The organism is Enterococcus sp. DIV1298c, assembly GCF_017316315.1.
Lineage (GTDB): Bacteria > Bacillota > Bacilli > Lactobacillales > Enterococcaceae > Enterococcus_B > Enterococcus_B mangumiae.
In genome coordinates, this window is sequence record NZ_JAFLWG010000041.1 from 33,858 (window position 1) to 54,072 (window position 20,215).

Sequence of the window (20,215 nt, forward strand, 5' to 3'; positions counted from 1 at the left end):
AAACCTCCTAAAATTTGATTTTTCTTCCTTTCCAAGTCACTGATTTCAAAAGATACGTTTGGATCAACGACCATAAAAACAAGAAAAGGAAAAAGAGAAAAAAGATCGGGAAAAACAACAAGAAAGCAGGGGTGAAATTCCCCACACGTTTGGCAAAGATGATGCATTGGCATACATACAGACAGTAGATGACTAGCGCAAAATGCCATTGATCCGTACGAAAAGCCAATACAGAGCCAACTCCACCAGCTATCCATAATATGGTCCCGAACAAAATAAAGGGATTGGTGGCTTTTGAAGCTGTTGCAAAATCCTTTGTCCACCCTTGGATCAGTTGCTTGAACCCTTCTGGATACATGCGAAAAGCAATCAACTCTTTTCCGCCGTATAAATGGATGGGAAGATCTTTCTTTAGGAAGCGCTTAGCTAAAGCCATGTCATCTAAAATCCCACTAGGCATATCATTATGCCCATCCACCTGAAAATAATCTATTCTTGAACACAAGATACACGGACCGAATGCCCCCGCTGCTTTTACTTTTTCCCCAAACACAGAAAAAGTATTCAATCCTACTAGAATGATCACATTAAAAATAAAAGAAAACTGTTCATAAAAGCGAACGGTCTGATGAAAAGGTTGTAGCGACATTAGTCCACGCTTTCCTCTTTTTTCGTATTCAGCCAATAATCTTTCCAAGCTATTCTCGGTTTGGAAGAATGTGTCCGCATCTAAAAATAAGAAAGTCTCACTTTTAGCATGCGTTGCACCTAACCAACAGGCAGCCGCCTTTCCATGCTGTTCACGATCATTTGAAAAAACTACTGCCCCTAAGCGTTTGGCGATTTCAGCTGTACCGTCAGTGGAAGCATCATCTACTACGATGATCTCTTGTGGTTGGATCGTCTGCTTCTGGATTGATCGAATCAATTTTGGAATCGTGTTAACCTCATTACGTACAGGAATAATGATTGAAACACTTGTTGCATGGCGAGTCGTTGGTGCTGTTTTCGCGAGAAATGGCAATCGATAAAAGATACACCAACCTGCAAGCCAAGCGACGAAAAGGACGATCATGATCAGTAACAAAATATCCCTTCCTTCCTATCCATTCGCTTCTCTTTGCACGATCTTATCACTTACTTGTTGCCCACTCAAAGTAACCATTGGCATACCAGCTCCAGGATTGACCGTTCCACCGACAAAGTATAAATTGTCATAGCGCTCACTATGTTTCCCATGTTTGAACCCATGATTTTTTTTGCGATCTGAGACAGTACCGTAGATTGCTCCCCGATGTGATAAATAATTTTTTTGGATATCTTCTGGGGTCCAACGATTTTCATAGACAATATGTTTTCTCAAATCCGTTAGCCCCATCGTTTCCAATTTGATCAAAATACGTTCACGAAAAGCATCATATTCTGCTTCTGTAAATGGTTGATCTTGTAGATAAGGGATATGAGGTAAAATCTTGATATTCTCATGTCCTTCAATCGTTTGGGAAGGATCAGTCTTATTCACATTGACCAAATAGATCGTTGGGTCTTCTGGCAACTGGTGCTGATGGAAGTTTTGATCAAAATTTTCTTTCTCCGCATTTGAAAAGAAAAAATTATGATGTGCTAATTGCGGATATTCTTTATTAACACCTAAATGCAAGACAAACCCTGAACTTGCTGGTTCAAATTTCTTTTCTAACTTCTCAGTAAACGCTGGTTTTTCATCTAATAACTGTTCATAAGCCGGGATGACTTCCATATTCGAAACAAAATAGTCTGCTTCGATCACCGTGCCATCTGCCAATCGCGCAGAACGGATCTGATCATTCTCTATATTTAATTTTTCAACATAAACGCCGGTATGGAACGTCACACCGATCTCTTTCCCAAGTTTCACGATCCCTTCCGCAATCTTGTGCATCCCACCTGGCACATACCAAATCCCTTGCGCATGTTGCATATAGATCATCATATTCAAAACCGCTGGTGCATCATAAGGAGACGAACCAACGTACTTACTGAAATAACCAAGTATCTCTTGCATTTTAGGATGACTCACTCGTTTTGCGATTCCATCATGCATCGAAGAAAAATAATCAAATCCTTTCAACGCTTTGATCACACCATGTTCTTTTAAAATCTCCATCGTTGAATCAAGCCCTTTGTCAAAATAACCGACTTCTGTATAATCGTAGATTTCTTTTGCGTAGTCTAAAAATGCTTGATACTCTGCCATATCGGTTGCAGACAACATTGGATTTTCTTGCGCCATTTTCGTTAGATCGCTGTATAAATCAATCGATGTATGGTCAGGAAAAAAAGAGCGCCACTGCAAATCCAACCGTTCAATCGGAATGTAATCTGCCATCTGTTTACCACTTGCAATAAACAACTTTTCAAAGATTTGAGGCATCGTCAAAATCGATGGCCCTAGATCGAACCCAAATCCATTCGCTTCTAAACGGTTTAATTTACCGCCTAGATGATCATTCTTTTCATATAAAGTAACCTTGAATCCTGCTTGTGCCAAAGACACTGCTGCAGATAAGCCCCCAAGGCCTCCACCAAGAATAATGACTGATTTTTGTTTGTTTTCCATAACAGTACCTCTTGCTTTCTAAGTCTCAAAGTAAATTTTTACAGCTGGGCATTTTATATGAATCAACTGTAAAAAAACACTTCATATCTATATCTATAGTAGCATATCTGTAAAAAATCTTATTTCATTGCGCATTGTATTGTTATAAAACAATAAGAAAACATAAAATGAAAAACAGAGTAGACAAAACCAAAAAATCGTTTTGTCTACTCTGTCTCAGGCTAACCATTGCTTTTATAATCCATTTATTCTCCACAATCAAAGAATCGGGACAAATAAACCACTGATTTTCTCTTTGACTTTCGTCCATCCACTTCGCCGTTGCCATTCTTCTTTTTTGACTCTTTTCGCATGGGCTAAATCTTCCGCAAAATGATCATTCAATTCATCGATTGTTCTTGATGGTCCATAAATGAACATCGATAACTCATGATTGAGATAAAAACTGCGAATATCAAAATTAGTCGAGCCAATTGTTGCCACTACATCATCGACGATCATATATTTACAATGGATAAATGCGGTCGTATCATAAATAAACACTTCGACCCCCGCCGATAATAAGTCATCAATAAACGAGTTCGTCCCATGGAATGAAATGCCACGATCCCCTTTTCCCGGTATGACCAATTGCACCTTGATCCCACAACGTGCTGCTCGTCTAAGTGCGCCCAATGTTTCTTCATCCGGGATAAAATAAGGCATAGCGATTTTGATCGAATCAACTGCTTTACCAATCAAGTCATTAAAAGAATCTTTGATGATTCGTTCTTGATCATAAGGACCGCCATAAATGACCTGTACGATTTCCGAGCCTTTGGGTGTATCCGTCTTTAATGGAAAATACACATCTTGATGCTTGATGAAATGACTAATCGTTTCCGTTCCTTCATCGAGGAACAACCAATCATAAACGAAACATTCTTGTACCTCTAATACAGAAGGCCCTTCGATCCGAACATTCGTATCTCGCCAATAAGAGAACTTATTACCGCGACCACTATACTCATTTCCGATATTCATACCGCCAGTATGTGCGATTTTGCCATCGATCACAACGATTTTTCGATGGTTTCGCCAATTCGCTTTGTTACTCAACCACGGTGAATTCAAAAGATCATAAGTCCGTACTTCCACACCATTTTCTCGCAGCGCATCTAATAACCGATTCGGAAAAGCAATCGATCCAACACTGTCATACATAAAACGGACTTCGATTCCCTGTCGTGCTTTTTCGATCAAGACAGCCGTCAGTTCTTCGCCGGTTTCATCTCCTTTTACAATATAGTAAAAAAGATGAACATGATGCGTTGCCTGCTTGATATCTTGCAACAATGCTGTAAAAGCTTCGTCCCCTTCTTTTAATAAAGTTAGCTGATTGTCTTTCGTTGGATACTTTTCTGAAAGATGGAAAATCTCGTTAGACAGATCGTGCTTGGCATGGATGATCTCTGAATGTTCCTGAAGGATCTTTGAAACAGTTTGTTGTACGTTTCGCTCATTCGCTACTTGCTGTTTCGGCAACTTCCGTAAACGAGGCTCACGACCAATCAAATAATACAAGATGATCCCAACGATCGGCAGAAATAATAAGGCTAAAATCCAAGCAATCTTAGATGTTGCTTCTCTTTGATCAAAAATCACTAAGTACCCACAAAGAAGAAACGCATAAATCTCCACGATCAACCACGCATAAATGATTTGATTCAAAAAAACAATCAGTGAAACCGCTACAAAAATCAATAAAATCAATAATATTTTGTATTGTTGCAATTTATTCTTTATCATCGTTTTCTCCATGTTTGCATGCTTTATTTTGTCGTTGATTCTTTTTTTTGAGACAGTCAACGATGTTGGTTACAGCACACCTTATTTAGATTATATACGTTATAGTCGCTCTAATGTAAAGGATTTTCTCCTTCCTTACATCTTTTATAGAAACTTTTTTTCTATATAATAGTCATTGTTTTTCACTCCGTATTAAGAAGGGAAAAAAAGCGCTATGATATTCGTCATCTCACAGTCTCTAAAACTGAGTAAATAGTATTCCAAAAATAAGCCAGAAACCCCAATAATTTTCGGGTTTTCTGGCTTATTTCTTAGAATTGTATACTACTGTCAACACTCTATTTCTTTATCAATTTCCCGGAACACTACTTAATTCCCAAGTAAGTGTCGTTGAATATTCTTTGGCTTCTGGATTCGTTCCTTTTGGGACATACAAACCAACACTTTTACCTGCTGTCTCTGCATCTCCAAAACGATAGATCCATGTTCCTGTTCCAGATTCTTCATCTGCTTGTAATAAGATTCTTTTAGTATTTGGTATGATTCTTTGGACGGTTTCTTCTTGTAACGTAGGCGCTGTTCCACCTTGTGCCGTCACTAGTTCTTGATTGAATAAATGGATCTCAGAACCAAGCAACTCATGGCCGTTTTGATTGCTGAATTGTCCATTTTGCGTAACCGATAATTGCCAACCACTTCGTTCATTGTCCGGTCGGCGATCACTGATTTGGATAAAGTTTGGTCGTTCTTGTGTTTCGTTGACCGTACCGTCTTCGTTCAGTAAACGTTGGGGGTGTGCATAGTAGGTTTGATCTTTTACTGAAATGTTCTGTTGTCCAAAATTGAATGACGACGCGAAGTCAATACTTAACAATCCTTGGTTTTCAGGTAATTCAGGTAAGTTTTCAGGTTCAACCTCGTTTTCAGGAGCCAACGGGTCTACAGGTTTTGGTGTCAAAGTTCTAATTTTAGTATAAGCTATATCAGATTCTCCATTGTAATTTTGATCATCAAAACCTTTGTCCCAGTATTCAATTTGAACTTTTGTTTCAATTTCGCCGCTCACATAATCACTTTTAACTCTTCCATTAAAGTTTAGATCAACTGATTTGCCCTTATCTACAGTAGCATCAGGTTTTATTATTAATTTATTTTCTAAAATTTCTATTTGATCAGATTGGATATTCCTTCCATCCAATTGAATGCTTTCTTTGATTATTTCGAGATTCTCAATTCCCAATATTTTTATTTCAAGTCTATCCGAAGGTACACCACCAGTATTTTCAATGTTGATATTGTAGGTCAGTTCCTCTCCTGCTTGAGCAATTTCTTTATTGACTTGATTAGTGACAACTAACCTTGATTGCTCTGCAAAATGAATATTATCGATTAAATTTCCTGTTGTTAACACTCCATTACTCGTGCTGACAGCTTCAAAACCAAAATATGTTACCAACTGATCTTCTGGAACTCTGTAAGTTCCACTGTGTAATGTCCACAAGCCTCTCCCAGAGGACAGTTCTTGAATTGAATTAGGATTATCTGGAGCTCCGATTCGCAGTCTCATTACATCAATACCGAATCTTCCGGCATGGTGCAGATACCATCGTAAAATTGTTCCTGGTTCATAGTTGACAAGTTGATACAACTTTGATGGTTCATTAGCATTTAATTCAGCAAACTGACGCCCAGAGGCAGCTCCAGAAATATTATGAGCTGGTCCAAGACCAAGCTCAATTTTTTTATCACTAGCAGTTGTACTCCAGCCGGGTACATCAGATTCATTTAAAAATTCAACATTTCTTGTAATAACCGGTTCTTCAAAATCGGAATTTACTAACTCATCATTAACCTGTACATATTCATAGTTAACAACTATTGTACCTTCATCAATTATTCCATTAACGTTATCTGGCTTTTCAAATGGATAATAATTAGGTATTTCTTTTGGAGTAGTGGCATACTCCTCTCCTACTTTTCCAGAAATAGCTTCTGATTTAGATAACTGGTTTCCATTTATATCTACATAGTTGATAATTACACTCCCTAGTTGATTCGTCTCCTCAAAAGACTCTTCGGGATAATTATCGTGACTCTGAATGTGTGACTCATTTTCATCCATCTCCTCACTTGTTGAATGCAATGATTCCAAGTCGTCTTTGTCGATTATAGTAATCTGGAGAGTTGAACCCTCTACTGAAACTTCCTGAATCCCCTCCGTGCTAAATACTATCGGCAAACTAAATTGGGATTGACTGCGTTCAGACCGAATGATCCAATTATTAGGTTTATCGAGTGACTGGATTGAAATTTCTGCTGGAAGTAATTCTTCAACTATTTTTGACATTTCAGGTAAAACTACATTTACCTCTAAAACCTCTTGATCCGCTAAAAAAGAAATTTGGATGGGTTCATTTGTCCTACCTGACATGCTTGATTTTTCAAAAGAAAAAATAGGTTCTATCTCTTTTTTTTCTATAGTGTTTTTTGTAGCCGGATTGACCTCGTGGTTTAGTCTATCTTGACTAGTTTCAGTTTCTGCGTAAATCATGCCAAATGGCACAGAGATAACCTGTATGAATAGCATAGTAGTGCTTATTGTAAATAATGTTCTTTTCAAGCTTATGCTCATTAAGTTCCATCTCCTTTACTGCTCTTAAGCATTTTTCACTTTTATTTTTTTCTTGAAAATTAGATAAAGATTCATAATAATTAGAAGAATGATCAGTACCACAGCACCTATCAACCATAAGTTCCATTTTGAGCTAATAGTGATATCTTGTTGGTTCAATGCACGAGCTTCATCTGCATCGATCGTAAACCTCCGTTCCCATTCCCATTCCTCTTCTCCTGAGGTGGCTTTTAGTTTCAACAGATACTCCCCACTACGAAAACGATCACCTTCTAAGGAAATTGGAAAATTGAAATTGGAGTTTGGTGCCATTTGCATTTGTTCTTGACTTGCTTGGTATAAAATATCCTCTTCGCCAACTCTTTGCACCGTTGCTTCAACTTCTAAGCGATTCACAAATGTCGGAGTAAAATTTTGGAGATTGGCACTGATGACATTGCGATAGTTGAGTTGATCAGCAAAGACATCCAACAAATCTAAATCAGGTTGCACGGCGTCTTGGTTATTACTCACCACCACACCGATGATATACGCAAATTCGTTTTGGATGGCGACCCCTTCTTCATCGCTTGTTTCTTCAGTTGTGTCTTCTTTGACTTCTTCGATTCGTAAGCCACCCGCTAAGAAGCCTTCGAAGGCTTCTTTTGGCATCTTCAGATCGAGCGTCACAGTTTTCGTTTCATTACCACCAAGCTCGATGATTTCGGGTTGCTCGATCAAATCATCCAGTGAATGCTGGAGTGTTGGATCTGCTTCTTCCGCATCTTGTCCGTATTCCACTACACCCATCACGTTGGTATACGCGGTATGTGGGGTGATCTTGATTTTCTTTGCTTCTGCGTTTGCGTTTTGTAGTCTCAATGTTAGTTTTTCTGTCTTATCTGGTGCAAGATTCAACTGGAAGTAACGCTCATTTCCTTCTTTTTGATTTTCTGTAAACTCCGGTGTCACATAAAAATTTAATGTTCCTTCTTCTGCACCCACGGACATTGGCACTAACAAATTAACCAATAGCAGAAGCACTACGAGACCCACTTGTTGGATTTTATTTTTTCGATATGTAATTGCTTTTTTCATTCTTTGACCCCTTCCTTTAAAGAAAGTAGCGCTACAAAATTGTAACGCTACATCATTCATTTCTATGCCCTAAAACAGCTTACTTTCCGGCGCTTTCGAATCTGGATTAAGCTTCGTCATTTTCTTCTGGTTGCCCGTCATCTTCTCCGCCTACTCCATTACTACCAGGCGTATTGGATAATTCCCAAGTAAGTGTTGATTTGTATTGTGTCGCATCTTTTGCTGTAGAACCAGGAACAAACAATTGGATTGCATTATTTGTTACCACTTCAATCGTATCATCTGCTTCTTGTTTATCTAAATCTGCTTGATTTCCCCAAACGACTGAAGAAACACCTGCACCTTTATCTTTTTCTGCAGTCATCACTGAAACAGCAGAAGCGTTTGGCATCAACTTCAAATAATTGACTTCATCTGTATTCGTAAATGGTGCGTTGAATGACGGCGCATTCTCAGGTGTACTTCCTTCATATTGGATTCTTGGATCCAACAATGAAATCTCTGCACCGAGCAATGTATCATTTACCGTTTCAGTCGTTGCTTTAAAGTCTGTCATACGTACTTGCAGATCCCAACCAGCATTCGTTCCTCGGACATCTTGTACTTGCGCAAAACTGACATAAGGAACTTTATTTTCTTCACCAGTCGTACCCTTTTTTTGTTGTTTTTCTGCAATCATGTTGTAGGTTTGATTTTGATTCGAGATGACTTGTGAACCGAAATTCATCGTGACAGCTTTCATGATCGATAAAGGTCCTGTTGTTCCTGGAACTTCAGGATCAATGTCAACTTCCGGTCCTTCTTCTGGCGGAACAACGACTAGTTCATCATCTTCATTTGCTGTAAATCCAATCGTTCCATCGGTTGTTACGTTACGTACTTCTTTTGATGTTTCTTCAGTGGTTTCTTCGGCGAAAGCTGTGATGCCTCCGGCAAAAATGGTGGATGTTAATGCTGCAATAGTTGCTAATCTAACGAATTTCATTTATCTAAGTCCTACTTTCTTTTTTTGTTTTCTTACTTTTGTGCTTCCAAGACCAAAAACTAAGTGTAACTACAATAATCAGTATTCCCAAAATTTTCCAAGCAATCATCCGACTATCGCTCGTTTTTGGTAGTCTTATATGATCGACTTGCACCACGTTTGACGGTGGTTGGGTGATTTCTTTTGGCAAGACGGGTTTAATCCCAACTTCTGGTGCTGGATCTGGTGTTCCTGGTGTTTCATAGACGCCAGTAAAACTAACTGTTCCTTCTGTTTCTACTGAGCGAACTTCTGCTCCATAAACGATCAGCGGCATATAAATTTGAATAAATAACATACCTATACTCAGTATGTATCTTTTTTTAAATTTCATATCCCTCCCCCTGTAACCTTTCTCACATGAGAGTAATTATCATTACCCTCCGCATAAACAAGATTAACGTAGTAATAAAAGAAAATAAATTCATGATTTTCACTAATTAGCGAACACCCTTGTTACCACTTTCACTATACATTTCTGATATATTCACTCTTCCAGCTACACAACAAAAAATCGACGAGGGACCACTGGGAGCAAATAATCCCTTTAGGTACTTCATCGATTGATATCATTTTTGGACTTCTTAAAACATATGATCGAATAAAGAATTCAAACTTGAAAAAATGTTGCCCCAGTCATTTATATCAGGAACTCGATTGATCAGCACGTATTCCTTATGCAACTGATAGTCCAACATATAAGGACGATAGTTGGTCACAATCAAATCTACATGTTCAAGATTCAAACGTTCTTCGGTCAATTCATGCAAAGGTACAAACAGCACATGATGCTGCTTTGACAACAATTGGCTAGCTTGGACTTGGATCCACTGAACAAGTAAGTGATTCCCTTCCAAAAGAAATAACACTGTTTTTTTTGGTGAATAATAAGTGAATAAAATTTCTGTATACATTGTTAAACTAGCTACGATGTCAGATAAATAATCTTCTGAAAAAGAAAATTTTTTTTGATTCCTGAGGATAAATTGCTTATTTTTTTCATAAGTTGCCTTATATAGATCTTGGATGATTCTATTCTCCTCGCTTAGTAACTTATTTAAAATTGGGCTGATTTCATTGTTGATTCTTCTGCCTAGAAAAAACGACTTTAAGAAGATTGGCAAGACTGAATTATTCTCCACATTGATACCAAATACTCGGAAATAGGATTCGACAACTTCAATAATTTCCGTCCATTGGTTATACTGATCGAAAAAAAAAGCCTCTTGTTCAACTCTGTCAATGGGTCTTTTACTCACGATAACAAAGAAAAGCCAGATCACTTCATCGGGATGCATGCTAATTCCGTATTTTTTTTCGATGAGCGGAACGAGTTCAGAAAGTAAGAGAAAATCTTCTGCATCTGAAATGTCTATCTCTTTGATACTCTGGGGAATAGAAATGATATGTCCTTGCTGATTTCTGATCATCGAAATATACAAAAAATAATAAAAAGCATTGACCATGATTCCTGTCCCCAATTTATACTTGCCAAGACGCTCCCCTAACTTAGCCAAAAACATTTGATGGATACTTTCCGGGGGATAGACCGTATAAGGGGTAGGTTCTCCTTCGTAAAAAAAATCAAAAAAAAACTTGCGGATATTGCCTTCTTTTCCCACAAGATCCACCGGTTTTAAGCTAAGTGAAAGCTGATATTCTTTTAGAGCCTCATTGATTTGAGCGACTGATCGTAACATCGTACTTTCAGAATAATTATAACGATCAGCTAATTCTTCGATGGATACTAATTCTCCGTAAAAAATGTCACTGATGATCTCAAACCAAATCTCAGATTGTAATAATGCTTCTTTTTCCTCATGATACAGTCGTCGATTTTTTTCTTTAAAAAAATAGCCAGTGGTATTTGACTCAAAAATCGCACTCTCCTCAAAATAGTTTTTCAGTTCACTGACATCTTTTAGGATCGTACGTTTAGAAACACCTAGTTGCTGCGACAGTCCAACGATCGTAAACATATTTTGTTGTTCGATCACATTTAGGATACGCATCCACCTTTCCGTAATTGTGTTCGTAATAAACTTTAATTGTAATTCTCGCATTTGAGCACCCCGTTTGTTTTTTTTATCTATTCTTAAAAAATAGATTGTAAACATGTATAACAAAAATGATGGAGAAATACTAATAATAAATTCGCGGAAAATCTAAAAAATAACTTTATCAAAATTTCTGGTAGAAGCTATTTATAATCTTATTCCCCTTATTTCTATCTCTAGTCAGCTACTGCCTATGCATAACAAAAATCTACAATCTTTAGGCTTACATTTTATGTACTTTCGTTTAGTTATTATCAGTTTTTGGATTTTTAAAAATCAATTTCTATTATATGTATTTTTAATGAACATTCTTTCGTTATACCTGATTCTCTAACTATACTCACAAAAAAAGTATCTTTCACTTCAAAAAATATGAAAATTGAGATAATTAACCTATTTTACGAGTAGCTTATCTCCTTGCATAAAAAAACGAACATCCTATAGCCATCAAACTATTTAAAATAACGGATAAAATAATTATTGTCCATTTATTTATTTCTCTAAAATCAAGGGAATTTATTGATTTTATTTTCCAGAAGTAAGAATAAATACATTCAATCTAAAAATAAAACGATCCTCCCTAAGCGATAATATTGGATCAATATACAGCGTAAAAATGGTCACTATATCTTTAGTTTCTCCATAATTTTTGCTCGTTTCACGTTCTTCAACCAGCTCTCTGTCAATGCAAAGGAAATCACTTCATACATTTACCGAACCAAAAACAAAACAATTTGACAAGTACAAATTTATACCCGTATGATTGAGCTATAGCAACGACTGCCAAATCAACCATAAAGGAGAATACAAGTGATCAATCAACTTTTAAGAGAGCAACAACACTTTTTCGCAACTGGGCAAACAAAATCGATCGACTTTCGCTTGGCGCAATTAGCGAAACTGAAACACGGAATGAAAGAAATCGAGATTGAATTAACGCAAGCATTGTACAAAGATTTACGAAAACCAGCACATGAAGCATACGTAACTGAAATTGGTGTCGTCTATCAAAGTATTTCTATGATGATCAAAAAATTAAAGAAATTCGCCAAACGTCAACCCGTTCATACACCGATCTATATGTGGGGGAAAAGCTATCTGGATTATGAGCCTTACGGACAAGTCTTGATCATCGCTCCTTTCAATTACCCTTTTCATTTAGCGATTGAGCCACTGATTGGGGCAATCGCTGCGGGAAATACGGTAATTTTGAAACCAAGTGAATTAGCGCCTAATGTGTCCAACGTTTTGACAAAACTGATCCGCTCCATTTTCCCCAAAGAATACATTACCACTGTTGAGGGTGGTGTGGATGTAACGACTGAATTACTTGCGCAACGCTTCGACTATATTTTCTTCACTGGTAGCGTACCTGTTGGGAAAATCGTGATGCAAGCAGCCGCCAAACACTTGACTCCTGTCACTTTAGAATTAGGTGGAAAAAGTCCGGTGGTCGTGGATGATACCGCGAATCTGAAATTAGCAGCCAAGCGTATCATTTGGGGGAAATTGCAGAACAACGGACAAACTTGTATTGCACCAGATTATGTTTTAGTGTCCCATAAACGAAAAGAGGCATTGATCAAAGAAATGACGGCCGCTATCAAAGAGTTTTATGGTGCTGATATCAGAAATAATACCGATTATGGTCGAATCATCAATGATCGGCATTTTGTGCGACTACACAAGTTGTTGGAAGCAGATCAGTCATTCGTTATCGCTGGTGGTGAAACGAATCGGGCGGACTTATTCATTGAACCGACTTTACTAGATCTTCCTTCTCATGAAGCAGTAAGCATGCAAGAAGAGATCTTTGGTCCGATTTTGCCCATCTTGTCATTCGATACCATCAACGATGCGATCGCCCAAATCAAACAGTATGAAAAACCTTTAGCGCTATATCTTTTTACAACTTCTACCATGAATAAAGAGAAAATCATGTCTGAAATTTCCTCAGGGAATGTCACTGTCAATGATGTTCTCAAGCATGTTGCCAACCATCATTTACCTTTCGGTGGAGTGGGGGAATCTGGTATTGGTAGTTATCATGGCAAGTATAGTTTCTTGACCTTCTCTCATAAAAAAGGAGTATATGAGAATAGAGCAAAATTCAATGTTCCTGGATTATTTCCGCCTTATAATGAGCGGACATTAAAATTACTGAAACGAATACTTAAATAGAAATTCGACTATTCTAGCACAAATTAAAGAGCAAACCAACAGCTTGCTCCTGTTGGTTTGCTCTTTTACGTAAGATGATTTAGTTTAAGAAATCTTTTTACTTGAACCATACCTTTATTATTTTAAAATAAGAGGTTTATTTTTTATATCCACAAAAAAACTGACCTAATTTTTAGGTCAGCAAATACAATAATATGCTCGCTTACAACTAATTCTCAAAAAGTAAGCTGTTCGTAGTTAGAAAGATTGCGAAACAAAGATTTACCCTTTAAGGAATTGATGATTGAAGGTATCTAAACTTAGCTGATCCATACCAATAGCTTGCTTTAGGTATTTTTGGATCGATCCATACTCTTTTTCAACGACTTGATAAAAACGATCCAAGTAGCTGCTGTCAACGTTCAATGCAACTTCTAGAGCAGCTAGATTTTCTTCGTTCAAGTGGACTTTTTTAGCCTGTGCTAAGATCATGGCATTTTCTGCTTTACGTAATTCGTTCGTACGTAGATAATCCACATAGATTGCTTTTCGTGGCACGTCTAATGACTCTAACAATAGCAAAGCCGCAATCCCTGTCCGATCTTTTCCAGCAAAACAATGGAATAAAAGACTTTCTTCTTGATCTAAAGTAAGAGCCTCATGGAAAAAACGGGCATAGCCTTTTTGAGAAGTCGGATTCAAGGCAATCTCTTCATATATTTTTGTCATGTAGTTCGCCGCTTTTTCTGGTGAGCCGATTTTTACAAAATCTTCCAGCCCAGCTCCTTCGTCTACTACATCTTTCATAATGTCGATATGGATGTATTTCGTCTGAGGAACAGCTTTATCTGGTCGAGCTTGGATTTCATCTTCGCCACGCAGATCAACGATTTTACCTAATCGATACGTTGTTTCTAAACGTCTTGCGTCTTCTTCTGTCAGACTAGACAATTCACCTGAACGCAAGAAAACATTTGTTAATACTTCTTTTCCGTTTCTATTTTTGATGCCACCGATATCGCGAAAATTTGTGATTTTTACCATCTCTGCAATTGCCTGCCTTTTCTCATATTTTAGGTTTGTCTTATCTTAATTTCTTAAAAGAGGTTGTGTACTGCATCTGAAAGAACCACCAAAGATCCTAGTCAGTTTATAATCCACATACTCGACGGTGATGCCCCGCTTCTCTAATTCTTCCCCAATAAATGTAAATTCTGGATCTGTGACATATGTCGTCTCGTTGATTGGTAATCCATTGGTTGCCAGTCGTGAGGCTTGTGCTAAAGACACATTGACACGATCCCATTTGCTTAATTGTTCTGGGATTCCATTGAGGAACGCTTCTTCACATACGATCATCAAACCATCTCTGACAAGGCTCAAGGCGCAGTCTAGGTGTAAGATCGTCGGATGAAGCGGTACCTCGATCACTTCATAGTCAAACCGTTTGACCAAATTTCTTAACCATTGAATACCACGCGTATTAGAAGCTAGACCTGAGTTGCCCGCAAAAATCGTTTTTCCTAGCACCAAGACATCCCCACCTTCTAAGAAAGGGCCTTGTTCAGAATCGATACCTTGCGAAATATCTGGTTTAGGGATCGAAAAATACAAGCATTCGTTTACATTCGATTCATTCACGAGTATCTCACGTATTGGTAGGATCTCGTTTCTGCGATGCGCTAATTTCAAAGAGCCTTCAATCAATAGATCACCGATCGTAAAAAAGGGATCTCGAGTGAAAAAGTTACTGTAACCATATTCATTTCCTAGTTCTTTTTCAATAGTGGTCAACTTTCTTGGAATCAGGACTTCTACCTCATACTTTTCTAATACTTTTTGTAGATTTTTTCGTTCAGCTTCCCAAGCTTTTTGTTGTTCTGGGAAAACTTCATTAAAGTCCTTTCCCATTACTTCAGGCCCACTAAATAACGCTTGGTTTTCTTCTGTCAAAAAATCGACTCCAGTTAATTCTTTCGTTGGAAAGCCAAATTCTGACTGCGCCAAAACCACTCGTTTTAGGGGGGCAAATTCGCTTTTCACAAAAATATGATCCATCGTTTCTGCTTCTCCTTGATTTTGTTCGAATTTTTACAAGAAATAGCATGCGAAACCGACCAAAAATACTAAAACAACCAAAGCAATCATGGGTTCGAGCCATGTTTTTTTCGAAGAAAGAAAGACACTTTTCTTATTTTTCACAAATCCCCAACCGTACTTTCTAGGGAGTTGTACTTCTAATAATATCCCCCCTGATAGAGGCAATAGTGCCACTTTATGTCTGGATTTTGCAAATAAGAACAATGACATAAAATAAAGACCGAATTGGATGATTTTGATTAATCGAATGATTTGGATATTTTTGATTTTTCTCACTATTTCTCTCCTTCTATCCTAGCGGTTATCACCTAACAATAACACCTTTTCTCTTATTCTTAGGATATTTTTTACTTATTTTGGTTAAAGGAGCGTGCTAATCCATTGCCTCTTCTCTCCAAAACCGAATGTACATCAGAAGCAACTTTTTTACTATAACATGAGTTTACTTCTGGTAGCTAAAACCAATCATAATCGTCGGGTTTGGACTCATAATCTGAAAGATCAGTCACTAAATAGCCCACATACGGTTGATTGTCTAATCGTATGTGGACTATTTTCGATCGTATTATTTCATTTCTACACTTTCACCATTTGTTGCGATCACTTTTTGATACCAATAAAATGACTTTTTAGGGGAGCGGGCTAATGTGCCGTTGCCTTCGTCATCTCGATCAACATAGATAAAGCCATACCGTTTACTCATTTCACCAGTTCCTGCACTGATCAAGTCAATACAGCCCCAAGAAGTATAGCCGATCAAATCCACGCCATCATCGATTGCTTTCCCCATTTCTTGGATATGTTGGGCGAGATAGTCGATTCGGTAATCGTCATGGATCGAGCCGTCTGGTTCGATGTTGTCGACAGCCCCAAGTCCATTTTCTACTACCATCACTGGGATCTCATAGCGAGAATAAATTTGATTCAATGTATACCGTAGCCCTACAGCATCTACTTGCCAGCCCCACTCGCTCGTTTCAAGATACTCGTTAGCGACACCCCCAAATAAATTGCCGCCACTTTTATCCGATCGATCGTTTAGATCATCTGCAATACAAGTACTCATGTAATAACTAAATGTATAGTAATCGACTACGCCTTCCTTCAAAAGGGCTAAGTCCTCTTCCGTGATCACCACGTCGATGTTTTCTTTTTCAAAGTAGCGTTTCATGTAATAAGGATACGCACCTTTGACTTGGACATCTCCACAAAAATAATTTAAACGATCATTCATTTGTTGCGTCTTTAAAACATCTAATGGATGACATGTTTTGGGATACATCGTGATATACGCCAACATACAGCCAATCTGAAAATCAGGATTGATTTTATGACCGGCAATCACCGCGCGAGCAGAAGCAAGAAAGACGTTATGCAAAGCTTGATACTTTTCTGTTTCGGTATATGTGCGATTGAACAGCCCGTTGATTTGTTTTCCATGCTCTAAGACACCGAAATTGATTTCATTGAAGGTCAACCAATATTTCACTTTATTTTTGTATCGTTCAAAAAGGGTTGTTGCATAGCGTTCATAAAATTCGATCGTCCGTTTATCTAAAAAACCATCATACGTTTTCCCCAAATGAAACGGCAATTCAAAATGCGAGATCGTTACGATCGGTTCGATTCCATATTTATGTAGTTCATCGAAGATCGCATCATAGAATTTCAAGCCTTCTTCATTTGGTTGTTCTTCGTCCCCATTTGGAAAAATCCGTGTCCACGCGATCGATAAGCGATAGGCTTTAAACCCCATTTCAGCAAACAATGCGATATCTTCTTTGTAGCGATGATAAAAATCGATGGCGGTATGACTCGGGTAGTAATAGTTGGTCTCATCGATCACTAAATCAAATGTGCGTCGTTTCCCCATCGTACGATTGCCTGCTCGATTATGATCGCTGATCGAATCTCCTTTCCCATCTACATCCCATGCCCCTTCACATTGATTCGCCGCTGTCGCGCCACCCCATAAAAAATTCTTTGGAAAACTCATCAGTCATTGCTCCTTTTCAATTTGATCGATAGCCTTACCGCAGTTATTCTAGTGTTGGGTATAAAAAAAGACCTAATCAACCACCTAAAAAGGCCGTTGATCAGGTCTAGCTTAACTGAATAATCACTATCCTATCTAAACGATACTATTTTTTGTAACCGTTGTCAAACACAGATTTTATTCATCCTCTTCTGCTAATGCAGCAATCACTTGGTTCACATTCAAAATATTCTCTGCACCAGAACGAACATATTCAGGCTGCGTGCCAACCATTTGACTATTGATAAACTCGATGACCATCGGCATATTCATTCCTGCATACAGTTCGATCGATTCTCCTTCCATGATCAATTGGGCAATGCTGTTTGCTGGTGTCCCGCCCATCAAGTCACAAAAGACCACATAGTCTTCCAACGAAGAAACGGCCAAAAGAAATTTTTCTTTGAAGTCCTCTGTTCCTTCTTCTGGTAATAAAGGAATCGTGTGGATATGAGCTTGCGGTCCCATGATCATTTCAGTACTTGCCTTTAGTCCTTCGCAAAGTTGTCCATGACTGACAAGAACTAACTCTTTGCTCATTTACAACACTCTCCTATTTTGAGATCACACCTAGAGCAGATAAGACCACGCAGATGATCAAGACGATAAAAATCGCTCTTGTGGATGTCATATTCTTTTTACCTAATAACCAATACACCCCGCCAACGATGGCTGCTGGTAATAATTTAGGGAGGATCATATCGATATTATTTTGCATATTCATCGTTACATCACCGATACTTGGCGCCCAGGAAAATTTCACATTCACCATCGTAGCAACCAATGCGCCAACCATAAATACCCCCAGTAAGGTTGCGGCATCTGTTAAAGCGGTCAACCGTGATTGCATCGTCGTGACTAAAGAAATACCTTCCTTATAAGCAAACTGCAATTGTTTCCAACGAAAGATCATGACTGCGATTTGTGCGGCGATCCAAATAAAAATACCTGCGGGGTTACCATTGATCGCCATGTTAGCTGCTAATGCCCCAAAAATAGTTGGGATCAATGCGGCGAAAATGGAATCGCCAATGGCGGCGAACGGCCCCATCAATCCAGCTTTCATCCCAGAAACAGTTTCTTTTGAGGCGATGCCTTCTTTTTCTTCGATCGCTAAATCGATCCCTGTAATGATCGTATTGAAAAAGTTTGAAGTATTGAAAAACTGTGTATGTGTCTTCATGATTTCTTTTAATTCGGGTGTATCATCTCCATAGATTTTTCGCAGTTGCGGCAAAATCGTGTAAAGATACCCTGAACCTTGCATCCGTTCATAATTCCAGCCTAATTGGAAGGTCAATAGACTTCGCCGATTGATTTGTGTAAAATCTTCTTTCGTTAACTTGTAATTAGATTTCGTCATCTTCGATTTCTCCTTCCTCAGAGGTTGAATGTGGAGGTGCTACTTGCTGATTCTCTGTTCGTTGATTATTTTTATAACTGATCGCTGCCAACGAGAAGCCAATCATTGCCACTGCCAACATCGGTAGTGAGTTGAAGGCTGCTGGCAAATCTTTGACAACACTTGCGACACTCGTTCCAAGTAACTGGACATTTGAGAACAATGTAGCTAACAAGGCAGTGATCGTAAAACCTAAAATCAGATAAGGAAAATGTTTCTTGACTGGTAAATAACGTAGTAAAATAGCAAAACCGACTGCTGGTAAAACGGCTCCTGCGACAGATAAGCCATCCCCTAACCATTTCAAATCGCCGTTTAGCACAGCAACGACGTTTTCAACGAGTCCGCCACCAAATGCTAAAGCTAGAAAGACAGGGATCATACGTGATAATGACCATGGAAGAGCACCTAATAAATAATTGCGTTCAATTGCTTTATAATTCATTGTTTCTACATGTTGATCGATACGATGAGCGAAGTACGTATTCGCAAAGCGGGCTAAAATATCTAGCTGGATCATTAAACTAGCGACAGGAACGGCAATTGCTGCAATTGCCTGTTCTGGATTCATTCCTAATGATATAGAAAAAGCAGTTGCCAGTATCGTTCCTGAATTCGCATCGATTCTTGAAGCCCCACCAAATGTACCAACACCTAAGACGGTCAGTTGCATACTTCCTCCGATGATCAAGCCAGCTTGCAGATCACCCATGACTAAACCGGCGAACAATCCGGCAAAAACAGGGGCACTCATCGAGGAATAGATTTGTAGTTCATCTAAAATTTGATAACCTGCGTATAAAGACAATAATAAGATCTGCCACCATTGAATGGACATTTACTAATCCCTCCTTATTTATTCAAAAGACTCATGAAGTCTTCTGCCTTATCACTTGGCACCATTTGTGCGGTCAAATGGACCCCACGTGCATGTAACTGTTTAAAATCTTCAATATCTTTTTCGACCACATTGATCGATTTTGTGATTGATCTTGTTTCATTGGTTTGAGACATATTCCCCACATTGATTTCCTTGATCGGTACACCTAATTCAACAAGTTTCAATAATCGATCAGGTTTTTTCGCAACGATCAGTAAACGTTGGGAATCGTACTTCCCTGCCAAGATATTTTCTGCTGCTTTTTCAATTGGCAAAACACTCAACTTAACTCCTGCTGGCGTTGCTAATTTCAATCCGCTTTTTTCTACTGCATTCATTGCGACCTCATCATCCGCCACTAATATTCGAGTAATCGACAACTTCGTTACCCAAAGATTCGCGACTTGTCCATGGATCAAACGCCCATCGATTCTTACACCAATAATTGCCATTGTTCCTTC

Annotated in this window: 17 protein-coding genes; 1 reads left to right on the plus strand and 16 read right to left on the minus strand. The window is 38.4% G+C overall.

The features are described from left to right. Positions 1-7: 7 nt before the first annotated feature. The 8 genes from JZO83_RS09970 to JZO83_RS10005 all read right to left on the minus strand — a co-directional run bounded on the left by JZO83_RS09970 (position 8) and on the right by JZO83_RS10005 (position 11,183). Entirely contained in the window at positions 8-1,087 is a 1,080-nt protein-coding gene (locus tag JZO83_RS09970; RefSeq protein ID WP_206855434.1) for a glycosyltransferase family 2 protein, read from the minus strand. Between the two features lie 15 nt (positions 1,088-1,102). Then, positions 1,103-2,599 (minus strand): phytoene desaturase family protein, encoded by a 1,497-nt coding sequence (crtI, locus tag JZO83_RS09975; RefSeq protein ID WP_206855431.1) that lies wholly within the window; start codon positions 2,597-2,599, stop codon positions 1,103-1,105. Positions 2,600-2,857: 258 nt separating this feature from the next. After that, positions 2,858-4,387: a cardiolipin synthase gene (gene cls / locus JZO83_RS09980; RefSeq protein ID WP_207115647.1), complete on the minus strand. Its 1,530-nt coding sequence runs from the start codon at positions 4,385-4,387 to the stop codon at positions 2,858-2,860. Positions 4,388-4,736: 349 nt separating this feature from the next. Next, positions 4,737-7,019, minus strand: a complete 2,283-nt coding sequence (locus tag JZO83_RS09985) for a WxL domain-containing protein (protein WP_207115648.1) — start codon at positions 7,017-7,019, stop codon at positions 4,737-4,739. Positions 7,020-7,043: 24 nt separating this feature from the next. Next, positions 7,044-8,096, minus strand: coding sequence for a DUF916 and DUF3324 domain-containing protein (locus JZO83_RS09990; RefSeq protein ID WP_207115649.1), 1,053 nt, complete (start codon positions 8,094-8,096; stop codon positions 7,044-7,046). A 106-nt stretch (positions 8,097-8,202) separates the two neighbouring features. Continuing rightward, on the minus strand, positions 8,203-9,081 hold the full coding sequence (locus tag JZO83_RS09995) for a WxL domain-containing protein (RefSeq protein ID WP_207115650.1): 879 nt from the start codon (positions 9,079-9,081) through the stop codon (positions 8,203-8,205). A gap of 4 nt (positions 9,082-9,085) precedes the next feature. Continuing rightward, on the minus strand, positions 9,086-9,418 hold the full coding sequence (locus tag JZO83_RS10000) for an LPXTG cell wall anchor domain-containing protein (protein WP_242542574.1): 333 nt from the start codon (positions 9,416-9,418) through the stop codon (positions 9,086-9,088). Positions 9,419-9,704: 286 nt separating this feature from the next. Then, positions 9,705-11,183 (minus strand): helix-turn-helix domain-containing protein, encoded by a 1,479-nt coding sequence (locus JZO83_RS10005; protein WP_206855425.1) that lies wholly within the window; start codon positions 11,181-11,183, stop codon positions 9,705-9,707. 804 nt (positions 11,184-11,987) lie between these two features. Between JZO83_RS10005 and JZO83_RS10010 the strand changes: the two genes are divergently transcribed. After that, the gene (locus tag JZO83_RS10010; protein WP_206855424.1) at positions 11,988-13,358 is read left to right on the plus strand and encodes an aldehyde dehydrogenase; all 1,371 of its coding nucleotides are present in this window, start codon (positions 11,988-11,990) and stop codon (positions 13,356-13,358) included. A gap of 261 nt (positions 13,359-13,619) precedes the next feature. Here JZO83_RS10010 and JZO83_RS10015 read toward each other — a convergent pair whose 3' ends face one another. The 8 genes from JZO83_RS10015 to JZO83_RS10050 all read right to left on the minus strand — a co-directional run bounded on the left by JZO83_RS10015 (position 13,620) and on the right by JZO83_RS10050 (position 20,206). Then, complete coding sequence (locus JZO83_RS10015) at positions 13,620-14,381, minus strand: tyrosine-protein phosphatase (protein ID WP_207115651.1); 762 nt, start codon at positions 14,379-14,381, stop codon at positions 13,620-13,622. Positions 14,382-14,426: 45 nt separating this feature from the next. Then, positions 14,427-15,395, minus strand: coding sequence for an arginine deiminase family protein (locus JZO83_RS10020; RefSeq protein WP_206855421.1), 969 nt, complete (start codon positions 15,393-15,395; stop codon positions 14,427-14,429). 33 nt (positions 15,396-15,428) lie between these two features. After that, positions 15,429-15,713 carry a hypothetical protein gene (locus tag JZO83_RS10025; RefSeq protein WP_207115652.1) on the minus strand — a complete coding sequence of 95 codons (285 nt, stop codon included), beginning with the start codon at positions 15,711-15,713 and terminating at the stop codon, positions 15,429-15,431. 289 nt (positions 15,714-16,002) lie between these two features. Next, positions 16,003-17,433, minus strand: a complete 1,431-nt coding sequence (locus tag JZO83_RS10030; RefSeq protein WP_207115653.1) for a glycoside hydrolase family 1 protein — start codon at positions 17,431-17,433, stop codon at positions 16,003-16,005. Between the two features lie 177 nt (positions 17,434-17,610). Then, entirely contained in the window at positions 17,611-18,012 is a 402-nt protein-coding gene (locus tag JZO83_RS10035; protein WP_207115654.1) for a PTS fructose transporter subunit IIA, read from the minus strand. A gap of 13 nt (positions 18,013-18,025) precedes the next feature. Continuing rightward, the gene (locus tag JZO83_RS10040) at positions 18,026-18,835 is read right to left on the minus strand and encodes a PTS system mannose/fructose/sorbose family transporter subunit IID (RefSeq protein ID WP_206855409.1); all 810 of its coding nucleotides are present in this window, start codon (positions 18,833-18,835) and stop codon (positions 18,026-18,028) included. Next, the gene (locus JZO83_RS10045; protein WP_207115655.1) at positions 18,822-19,712 is read right to left on the minus strand and encodes a PTS sugar transporter subunit IIC; all 891 of its coding nucleotides are present in this window, start codon (positions 19,710-19,712) and stop codon (positions 18,822-18,824) included. Before JZO83_RS10045 ends, JZO83_RS10040 begins: the two co-directional genes overlap by 14 nt. A gap of 14 nt (positions 19,713-19,726) precedes the next feature. Continuing rightward, positions 19,727-20,206, minus strand: a complete 480-nt coding sequence (locus JZO83_RS10050) for a PTS sugar transporter subunit IIB (RefSeq protein ID WP_206855402.1) — start codon at positions 20,204-20,206, stop codon at positions 19,727-19,729. Positions 20,207-20,215: the final 9 nt, after the last annotated feature.

What these genes read in the sequence shown, in the direction of transcription:
- crtI (WP_206855431.1), bottom strand. Translation starts at nt 2,599, where the DNA reads ATGGAAAACAAACAAAAATCAGTCATTATTCTTGGTGGAGGCCTTGGG.
- cls (WP_207115647.1), bottom strand. Translation starts at nt 4,387, where the DNA reads ATGATAAAGAATAAATTGCAACAATACAAAATATTATTGATTTTATTG.
- JZO83_RS09985 (WP_207115648.1), bottom strand. Translation starts at nt 7,019, where the DNA reads ATGAGCATAAGCTTGAAAAGAACATTATTTACAATAAGCACTACTATG.
- JZO83_RS09990 (WP_207115649.1), bottom strand. Translation starts at nt 8,096, where the DNA reads ATGAAAAAAGCAATTACATATCGAAAAAATAAAATCCAACAAGTGGGT.
- JZO83_RS09995 (WP_207115650.1), bottom strand. Translation starts at nt 9,081, where the DNA reads ATGAAATTCGTTAGATTAGCAACTATTGCAGCATTAACATCCACCATT.
- JZO83_RS10000 (WP_242542574.1), bottom strand. Translation starts at nt 9,418, where the DNA reads ATGTTATTTATTCAAATTTATATGCCGCTGATCGTTTATGGAGCAGAA.
- JZO83_RS10005 (WP_206855425.1), bottom strand. Translation starts at nt 11,183, where the DNA reads ATGCGAGAATTACAATTAAAGTTTATTACGAACACAATTACGGAAAGG.
- JZO83_RS10015 (WP_207115651.1), bottom strand. Translation starts at nt 14,381, where the DNA reads ATGGTAAAAATCACAAATTTTCGCGATATCGGTGGCATCAAAAATAGA.
- JZO83_RS10020 (WP_206855421.1), bottom strand. Translation starts at nt 15,395, where the DNA reads ATGGATCATATTTTTGTGAAAAGCGAATTTGCCCCCCTAAAACGAGTG.
- JZO83_RS10030 (WP_207115653.1), bottom strand. Translation starts at nt 17,433, where the DNA reads ATGAGTTTTCCAAAGAATTTTTTATGGGGTGGCGCGACAGCGGCGAAT.
- JZO83_RS10035 (WP_207115654.1), bottom strand. Translation starts at nt 18,012, where the DNA reads ATGAGCAAAGAGTTAGTTCTTGTCAGTCATGGACAACTTTGCGAAGGA.
- JZO83_RS10040 (WP_206855409.1), bottom strand. Translation starts at nt 18,835, where the DNA reads ATGACGAAATCTAATTACAAGTTAACGAAAGAAGATTTTACACAAATC.
- JZO83_RS10045 (WP_207115655.1), bottom strand. Translation starts at nt 19,712, where the DNA reads ATGTCCATTCAATGGTGGCAGATCTTATTATTGTCTTTATACGCAGGT.
- JZO83_RS10050 (WP_206855402.1), bottom strand. Translation starts at nt 20,206, where the DNA reads ATGGCAATTATTGGTGTAAGAATCGATGGGCGTTTGATCCATGGACAA.